7 protein-coding genes are annotated in these 8,703 nt (G+C 40.5%); 5 read left to right on the forward strand and 2 right to left on the reverse strand.

What is annotated here, in order from left to right; genetic code table 11:
* Positions 1-49: 49 nt before the first annotated feature.
* A complete protein-coding gene (gene ytrI / locus V7266_RS17905; protein ID WP_335469613.1) occupies positions 50-550 on the reverse strand; it encodes a sporulation membrane protein YtrI in 501 nt (166 codons plus the stop codon).
* A complete protein-coding gene (locus V7266_RS17910; protein ID WP_098532796.1) occupies positions 547-885 on the reverse strand; it encodes a YtrH family sporulation protein in 339 nt (112 codons plus the stop codon). Before V7266_RS17910 ends, ytrI begins: the two co-directional genes overlap by 4 nt.
* A 323-nt stretch (positions 886-1,208) precedes the next feature.
* Here V7266_RS17910 and dnaE point away from each other — a divergent pair, with 323 nt between their 5' ends.
* The 5 genes from dnaE (at position 1,209) to accA (ending at position 8,612) form a co-directional block, all read left to right on the forward strand.
* The gene (gene dnaE, locus V7266_RS17915; protein WP_335469616.1) at positions 1,209-4,568 is read left to right on the forward strand and encodes a DNA polymerase III subunit alpha; all 3,360 of its coding nucleotides are present in this window, start codon (positions 1,209-1,211) and stop codon (positions 4,566-4,568) included.
* A gap of 126 nt (positions 4,569-4,694) precedes the next feature.
* Positions 4,695-5,933: an NAD(P)-dependent malic enzyme gene (locus tag V7266_RS17920; RefSeq protein WP_335469617.1), complete on the forward strand. Its 1,239-nt coding sequence runs from the start codon at positions 4,695-4,697 to the stop codon at positions 5,931-5,933.
* 8 nt (positions 5,934-5,941) lie between these two features.
* Positions 5,942-6,568 (forward strand): FadR/GntR family transcriptional regulator, encoded by a 627-nt coding sequence (locus V7266_RS17925; RefSeq protein ID WP_335469618.1) that lies wholly within the window; start codon positions 5,942-5,944, stop codon positions 6,566-6,568.
* Positions 6,569-6,765: 197 nt separating this feature from the next.
* Positions 6,766-7,641, forward strand: coding sequence for an acetyl-CoA carboxylase, carboxyltransferase subunit beta (gene accD / locus V7266_RS17930; protein WP_335469619.1), 876 nt, complete (start codon positions 6,766-6,768; stop codon positions 7,639-7,641).
* Entirely contained in the window at positions 7,635-8,612 is a 978-nt protein-coding gene (gene accA / locus V7266_RS17935; protein ID WP_335469620.1) for an acetyl-CoA carboxylase carboxyl transferase subunit alpha, read from the forward strand. Before accD ends, accA begins: the two co-directional genes overlap by 7 nt.
* The last annotated feature ends 91 nt before the right edge of the window (positions 8,613-8,703 follow it).

The following is an 8,703-nucleotide window of genomic DNA, read 5'->3' on the forward strand; positions in this document are numbered from 1 at the left end:
CCGGCTCGTCTTATGCTTGTCAGGGCTGACCAACGCGCTTCCGCTTTTCTTATTCAAAATCTATTTCTAAATAAATCGTTAAGTTTGTATAAATCACCATTTCTTTCACTTTTAATTTGTATCTTTTATCATTGATTTTTACTTGTTTGTTTTCAATGATTTTTTTGATCAAGTCTTTACTTTTATAAACCGTTTCAATATCTTTTGCGAGCATTATACTGATGTCATCATGAACGGAATCTTCTGTTTCAAGCACGCTCAACGAGTCCAGCTTATATTTTTCGGCGTTTGTGATTTTGATATTAATTTTCTGAACCGTAAGCTGTTCAATTTTGCGGCGATTAATTTCCTTATACTCTTGCTGCCAAATTATTTTTTCCTTATTTAGGTCCACAATCTCCTGTTGCTGTTTACGGATTAACTCCGTATTTTCTTCCTGCCAAACACCGTAAATATATAGAAAGATACACCAGCTAATCGCTCCTCCAACGGCTGTACCAGCAAAAAATCGCTGCCAGCCGGGTTTTCGGTACAATTGCGGGACTCTCATGACGATATATGCTCCTGTGTTAACCAATTAATAATGAGCGCACCTGTTTGGGCTCCCCCTAGGGCAGAAAGAATGAGTAATAGCTGTTTAAAAAGATCCTTTGTATCCGCGTTAAATAAACCTCTTTCAAATGTGTAAACTGCATCGAATGTTCCGCCAATCGCAGAAACAATTGCCCAAATTCTTAGTGCGGAGGACAAACGGTAGACGGTCGTAAGTGGTGGTTGTCCAGTTAAAAAGGAAGCAATTCCTCCAATTAAGGAACCGCCAAGTACGACACCTAGCGCTATAAAGTAGCCCTCAATAAAAGCAGGAAAAAAACCTATTTCTTTCATGCGCAAACCGCCCTTATAAATTGTTATATTCATTTATATGGACAAAGGTCTAGGAATATGTGTTTCAGCAATTATATAACTCTTAGCCTTTTTTTAAGGCGCTTCCGCTTTTCTAGTTGTCTAGCTCCAGCGCCTAGGGGCTCGGGGTCATAAGCCAATCCGTCAAGAAGGCTAAAGAACAGCCTTCCCGTCGTCTCGTCTTATGCCTGTCGCCCCTGACCAAGGCGCTTCCGCTTTTCTGTAAATAAGAACATATTTTCCTTTTTTTCATTAAAGCTCTATAATTAATTTAATGAAACTTTTTTAAGAAACGGTGTGACGTTATGTCTTTTATTCACCTTCAGGTTTATAGTGCCTACAGTCTGTTGACGAGTACGGCATCTATACCCAATTTAATTGAAAATGCTATCAGCAAAGGGTTCACAGCCCTTGCCTTAACCGATCGGAATGTGATGCACGGAACGATAGAATTTTATAAACTCTGCAAGAAGAACAAACTCAAACCGATTATTGGTTTAACGGCGGATGTTGAAAGTGAATCGACTGAAAATGCTGCCTTTCCTCTTGTTTTACTAGCCGAAACAGAAGAAGGATTTAAAAATCTATTAAAAATATCAAGTGCAATCCAAACCAAGTCTAAAAATGGGATACCCTTTAAATGGCTGAAGCATTATGCCAAGGGTCTGATTGCCATTACTCCTGGTTTAGAAGGTGAAATTGAACAATCACTTTTAAACGGAGATGTGGAGTATGCAAGCAGGCTAATCCATAAACTGAATAACATTTTTGGAAACGGCAATTTCTTTTTATCCGTTCAACAGCATCAGCTTGAAGCTGAAAGCAAGGTAAACAGACATTTCCTTACGATTGCTAGGGAAGATAACATCCCTCTTGTAGCCACAAACAGAGTCCAATATTTAGAAAAAGAAGATACATTCGCCCACGAATGTTTATTATCCATTAAAAATGGTGATAAACTCCAGGATGAGCATAGAGAAAAATTAGATAGCGATCAGTTTTATTTGAAGAGTGCCAAGGAAATGGTCGATAGCTTTTCAGACTATCCGGAAGTCTTAGAAAATTCGCTGAAGATTGCCGCTCGTTGTATGGTAGATATTGAACTTAATAAAACCTATTTACCAGCATTCCCAACCGAAAATGGGCTTCCAGCTGAGGAATACTTGGATCAACTTTGCCAAAAAGGATTGTATGAACGTTTTCCCAACCCAGGCAAGGAGTATTTAGATAGATTGACCTTTGAACTCGCCGTGATTAAACGGATGAAGTTTAGTAACTACTTTTTAATTGTTTGGGATTTTATGAGATATGCGCGTGATCATCATATCTTAACTGGACCTGGAAGGGGCTCGGCAGCAGGTTCGCTCGTTGCTTATGTTCTGTATATTACAGATGTGGATCCGCTTGAGCATAATCTATTATTTGAGCGCTTTTTAAATCCGGAACGAATCTCAATGCCCGATATTGATATCGACTTTCCTGATCACCGGCGGGACGAAGTAATTAATTATGTTGCTAAAAAATATGGGGAAATGCATGTGGCCCAAATTGTTACATTTGGTACACTTGCAGCAAAGGCGGCATTAAGGGATGTAGGCAGAGCTTTTGGGTTAAATACAAAAGAATTGGAGTATCTATCAAGATTGGTTCCTTCCCGCCTAGGGATTGATTTGGAAGCCGCCTATAAAGAATCAGAACCATTAAGAAGGTTTGTAAAGGAAACGCCGCTAAATAAAAGGCTTTTTGACACAGCTCGAAAGCTTGAAGGGCTGCCGCGCCATACTTCCACACATGCTGCCGGCGTTGTCCTTAGTGAGAAGCCTCTGGTGGAATTAATCCCAATTCAACGAGGGTCGGGAAATGTTCATTTAACCCAATACTCAATGGAACACCTCGAGGAGATTGGCTTACTAAAAATGGATTTTCTTGGACTTAGGAACCTTTCGCTGATTGAAACCATTCTATCTTCTATTTATCGTGATACAGGAAGGAAAATTGATATTAGTCAGGTGCCGCTGGCAGACACCAACACCTTTGAACTACTCGCTCGAGGGGAAACCACAGGGATCTTTCAACTTGAATCCGAGGGAATGAGGAAGGTGCTCATTCGTTTAAAGCCGTCTCGATTTGAGGATATCGTAGCAGTAAATGCCTTATATCGGCCGGGCCCAATGGAAAACATTCCACTCTTTATTGACCGGAAACATGGCAGGGCGGCTGTTGAATATCCACACCCCGATCTTGAGCCCATTTTAGAGAATACTTATGGGGTAATTGTGTACCAAGAGCAAATCATGCAGATTGCCTCCATAATGGCTGGTTTTTCACTCGGTGAAGCAGATCTTTTGCGGAGGGCAGTTGGAAAAAAACAAAAAGAAGTGTTGGACAAGGAGCGCTATCACTTTGTTCAAGGAGCCATAAAAAAAGGATACTCGGAAGAGCTGGCGAATGAAATATATGATCTCATTGTCCGGTTTGCAAACTATGGGTTTAATAGAAGCCATGCAGTCGCTTATAGTATGATTGCCTATCAGCTGGCATTTTTAAAAGCAAATTTTCCCGTACATTTTATGGCTGGGCTCCTTACTTCAGCTATTGGGAACGATACAAAAATTGCTCAATATATCATGGAAACAAGGCAAAAGGAGATTATGGTCCTCCCCCCTTCCATTAATCATAGCAAATACTCTTTTCAGGTTGAAAAAAGCGGCATTCGATATAGCCTGGCGGCTATTAAAAATGTTGGCGCAGCGGCCTTGAAAGAGATATTTCAGGCAAGGAAACGAAAGAGATTTGATGATTTATTTGATTTTTGTATCAGAGTTTCTGCTAAAGCAGTTAACCGAAAAACGCTTGAATTCCTGGTTCATTCCGGTGCTTTTGATGAGTTTGGTGAAGATCGTGCTGTTCTTTTAGCCAGTTTAGACGTGGCTATTGAGCATGCTCAAATCTTTAAACCGGATGACGCAGACCAATTTGCCTTGTTCGAGGATGACATGATACCAAAGCCTAAATACGTCCATGTGGACCCCATTAGCCTTGAAAATAAATTGAACTTTGAGAAAGAGGCACTTGGTTTTTACTTATCAGACCATCCCATATCCATTTATGAGAAAAGACTGAAAGACAGCGGTGCCTTGCTGCTCTACCAATTAAGCCCGGAAATGAGAAGTGCGGTTTCCGGTGTCTATATATCAACCATGAAAGCAATTCGTACAAAAAAGGGAGACTCGATGTCCTTTTTAACAATAAGTGATTCGAGCGGTGAAATGGAGGCCGTAGCTTTTCCTAATGTGTATAAAAGGTATCAGGTATTGCTTAAACAAGGATGCTTTGTGCTTCTGGTGGGGAAGGTGGAAGAGAGAGAGAACATACTGCAATTTATTATCCAGCAGGTGTTTGAAATGGAGCAGTGGCTTAGTACCAATTCGAGGCAGCAGGCTGTTTTATATTTAAAAGTATCTGCAGGAAGGGATGAAACGTCCCTTCAAAAAATAAATCAGCTTTTAAAAGAAAATAAAGGAACCACCCCAGTAGTGCTTCACTATGAAGTTGAACGAAAAACGATTAGATTAGGTGACGAGTATAGGGTGAAACCTGAACCGTATGTACTACAAAAACTTAGTGATATTTTAGGGTCAAAAAACGTGGTCTTAAAGGAATAATTCTTTACAACTTTCCTAGATATGTTATAGTGATAAAGAGACAAGTGTGGTCTGACCACTAAAGCGGGCAATTAGTTATCGGGTATTAATATTTATATATATATATTCTTTTAGGGGTGACAGTTCTTGACTTTACGTGAAGAAGCATTGCATATGCATCGAATTCATAAGGGGAAATTAGAGTCAAAATCAAAGGTTCAAGTTCGAAATGCTCATGATTTAAGTTTAGCCTATTCACCTGGTGTGGCGGAGCCATGTAAAGACATCTATGAAAAACCAGAAACTGTTTATGATTATACCATGAAAGGAAATATGGTGGCCGTTGTTTCTGACGGTACAGCAGTTTTGGGACTTGGCAATATTGGTCCAGAAGCAGCACTTCCAGTTATGGAAGGAAAAGCGGTTCTTTTCAAGAGCTTTGCAGGTGTGGATGCCTTTCCAATTTGTTTAAACACAACAGATGTGGATAAAATTGTTGAAACGGTTAAGCTGTTAGAGCCAACCTTTGGAGGAGTGAATCTCGAGGATATTGCAGCTCCTAACTGTTTTGTGATTGAGGAAAGATTGAAAAGGGAAGCTAATATTCCTATTTTTCATGACGACCAGCATGGGACAGCCATTGTTACTGTAGCAGGACTAGTCAATGCCCTAAAACTGATTGGAAAGAAAATGACGGAAATCAAGGTAGTTGCAAGTGGAGCAGGTGCTGCCGGGATTGCTATTATTAAGTTGTTGTATAACTACGGAGTCAGAGATATCATCATGTGTGATACAAAAGGTGCGATCTATGAAGGACGCCCGCAAGGAATGAATTCAGTCAAAGCAGAAGTGGCGAAATTCACGAATCGAGATAATCAACAAGGAAGTCTTGCCGATGTGATTAAAGGTGCTGATGTATTTATCGGAGTATCGGTTGCAGGGGCACTAACCAAGGAAATGGTAGCTTCTATGAATTCAGACTCGATTATTTTTGCTATGGCGAATCCAGACCCAGAGATCATGCCGGAAGATGCTAAAGCAGCAGGGGCAAGTGTCGTCGGAACCGGTCGATCTGACTTTCCGAACCAAGTAAACAATGTCCTGGCATTCCCGGGGATTTTCCGTGGAGCCCTTGATGTGCGTGCGACACATATAAATGAAAAGATGAAAGTGGCAGCAGTAGAGGCAATCGCCGGATTAATTAGCGAGGAAGAACTGCATGCAGACTATGTCATCCCAGCACCTTTTGACCCAAGAGTGGCACCGAATGTAGCTGCTGCTGTTGCCAAGGCCGCAATGGAAACAGGTGTAGCACGTCTTAAAGTTGACCCAGAGGAAATTAAGGAAAGAACACATAGGCTCGCAATCATTGGTAAAAGTGAGTGATTTCGTAAGTGACGAATTCCAAAGTTTATTTAGAGATTGTGAAGCAATTAAGAGAAATGATTACGGTTGACGGTCTCAAGACCGGTGATAAAATCCCATCTGAACGTGAATTATCGGAGCGCCTGAATTTCGGGCGCTCTTCAGTTCGCGAAGCACTAAGAGCATTAGAATTACTTGGTTTGATTGAGACAAGAAGAGGCGAGGGAACCTATATAAGAGATTTTCGCGGTCATCAGCTTGTCCAGCTATTAAGTACATTTATTTTGCAGGATCAAAAGGCAAAACGAGATGTGTTTGAAACCAAAAGCTATATTGAAATGGATTGCTTGCTTTTAGCACTTCAAAAAGCGGATAATCAGGAAATAACCCTGATAAAGAATTGGGTGGAAATAACAGAACATTTCTCTGATGATGAATTTTTTCAGAGAATAGTGGAGCTGTCCGATAACCACTTGCTTTTGCGATTATGGTCCATACTAAAAGAGTATTATCATTCACTAGAAGAAAATCATCTAACCCACAAACGGGAATATTATTTAATGTTATTAAACGCTTTAGGCGAAAAAAATCTTGAAAAAACACTATCTGCGTATAAAAAACTTCGGAATTTGTCAAACTCTACCGACAAATACTAACAGATTTTGAACTATGTTTATTTTATAGTGAAGGGTATACAAGCCTGTTAGGGAGGCTATTTTTTAGTCTAATACTGGTCTGACCATGTTGGAATTCAACAGGTATGAAGTGAAGGCAGGATAGAAAGACTTCTATAATAGCAATAATTGGAGAATCTTGCCATTGGCAGGTCGCGTTACACAAGGGAGGTTTTAATTTGGCGCTTAAAGATCTTTTTACAAAAAATCAACCAAAAAAGAAAAAATATGCAACCATTCCGGAAACGGCAAAGAACGACGTGCCGGAAGGAATTATGTCTAAGTGTCCTTCATGTAAGAAAATTATGTATACAAAAGAATTGGTGAAAAACGCAAAGGTATGCTTGCATTGCGGCTTTCATTTCCAAATGACGGCAAAAGAACGCATCGATAGTTTTATTGACGAAGGAAGTTTTGAAGAATTAAATGAGGAAATAGTTTCAATGAATCCTCTTAATTTTCCAGGCTATTTGGAAAAGCTTGAAAAAGACCGGCAAAAAAGCAACCTAAACGAAGCCGTTGTAACTGGCATGGGGTCCGTTAACGGTCATAAGATTGTCCTGGCCATTATGGATGCCTCTTTCCGTATGGGAAGTATGGGTTCCGTTGTCGGTGAAAAGATAACTCGAGCAGTTGAAAAAGCTGATGAACTGTCGGTGCCATTTATTATCTTTACTGCATCAGGCGGCGCGAGAATGCAAGAAGGTGCCCTGAGTTTGATGCAGATGGCGAAAACAAGTGTTGCCTTAAAGAAATTTAGTAATAATGGCGGCCTCATTATTTCGATTATGACACACCCCACAACTGGTGGAGTCTCTGCAAGTTTTGCCTCCTTGGGGGATTATAACTTTGCCGAACCGGGAGCATTAATTGCCTTCGCGGGACGAAGAGTGATTGAACAATCGATTCGTGAGGAATTGCCGGAGGACTTCCAAACAGCAGAATTTCTCTTAAAACATGGTCAGCTTGATGCGATTCTTCCGCGTCTCGAAATGGTTGAACAAATTACCAACATATTAGAAATTCATCAGCCAGGAGGTGAACTCGAATGGTAGGAGAATTAGAATTCGAACGCCCAATTGTGGAGTTAAGAAAGAAAATTGCTGAAATAAAAGAGTTCACGAAAACAGCGGATGTTGATTTAAGCTCAGAAATACAAAAGTTAGAGGCCCGGCTTGTAAAATTAGAGCAGGATATATATGAAAATATTAAACCGTGGGACAGAGTTCAAATCGCTCGTCTTGCCAACAGGCCGACAACACTTGATTATATTTCTTATCTTTTTGAAGGGTTTTTTGAATGCCATGGTGACCGTACCTTTGCCGATGATGAGGCTATTGTTGGCGGTGTTGCCAGGTTTAAAGGATTACCTGTAACGGTGATTGGACATCAACGGGGAAAAGATACGAAAGAAAATATTCGCAGAAATTTTGGTATGCCCCATCCAGAAGGCTATCGAAAAGCACTGCGATTAATGAAACAGGCTGATAAATTCAATCGCCCGATTATTTGCTTTATTGACACAAAGGGAGCTTATCCAGGAAAAGCGGCTGAAGAACGTGGTCAAAGTGAGGCCATTGCCCGCAATCTATTTGAAATGGCGGGGCTTCGAGTTCCGGTTATTTGCATTGTGATTGGGGAAGGCGGCAGCGGTGGTGCTTTGGCGCTTGGCGTTGGCAACCGGATATATATGCTCGAGAATTCAACATACTCCGTAATTTCTCCTGAAGGAGCAGCCGCTATTTTATGGAAGGATGCATCCCTTGCTAAAAATGCTGCTGAAACAATGAGAATTACCGCTCCTGACCTGAAAGAACTGGGGATTATTGATGATATTATTCCAGAGATTAAAGGTGGAGCACAAAAGGACGTTAAAAAGCAGGCAGAGGAAATAGAAAACGTACTGAAAGCATCACTAGGAGACCTATTAAAACTATCTGAAGAAGAACTAATAACAGATCGTTATAATCGGTTTAGAACCATTGGTGAATACACTGTTGCGAAAGATTACATTAGTGTAAATTAAGAAATCGTGCTCTTAACGGGCACGAATTTTTTCTTTTTGGCTATGTTAAAGGTTACTGTTGATTTTGAGACAATGTTGATTGGATCGGATA

This window comes from Neobacillus drentensis, from assembly GCF_036965645.1.
Lineage (GTDB): Bacteria > Bacillota > Bacilli > Bacillales > Cytobacillaceae > Neobacillus > Neobacillus drentensis_D.

What these genes read in the sequence shown, in the direction of transcription:
- ytrI (WP_335469613.1), bottom strand. Translation starts at nt 550, where the DNA reads ATGAGAGTCCCGCAATTGTACCGAAAACCCGGCTGGCAGCGATTTTTT.
- accA (WP_335469620.1), top strand. Translation starts at nt 7,635, where the DNA reads ATGGTAGGAGAATTAGAATTCGAACGCCCAATTGTGGAGTTAAGAAAG.
- V7266_RS17910 (WP_098532796.1), bottom strand. Translation starts at nt 885, where the DNA reads ATGAAAGAAATAGGTTTTTTTCCTGCTTTTATTGAGGGCTACTTTATA.
- dnaE (WP_335469616.1), top strand. Translation starts at nt 1,209, where the DNA reads ATGTCTTTTATTCACCTTCAGGTTTATAGTGCCTACAGTCTGTTGACG.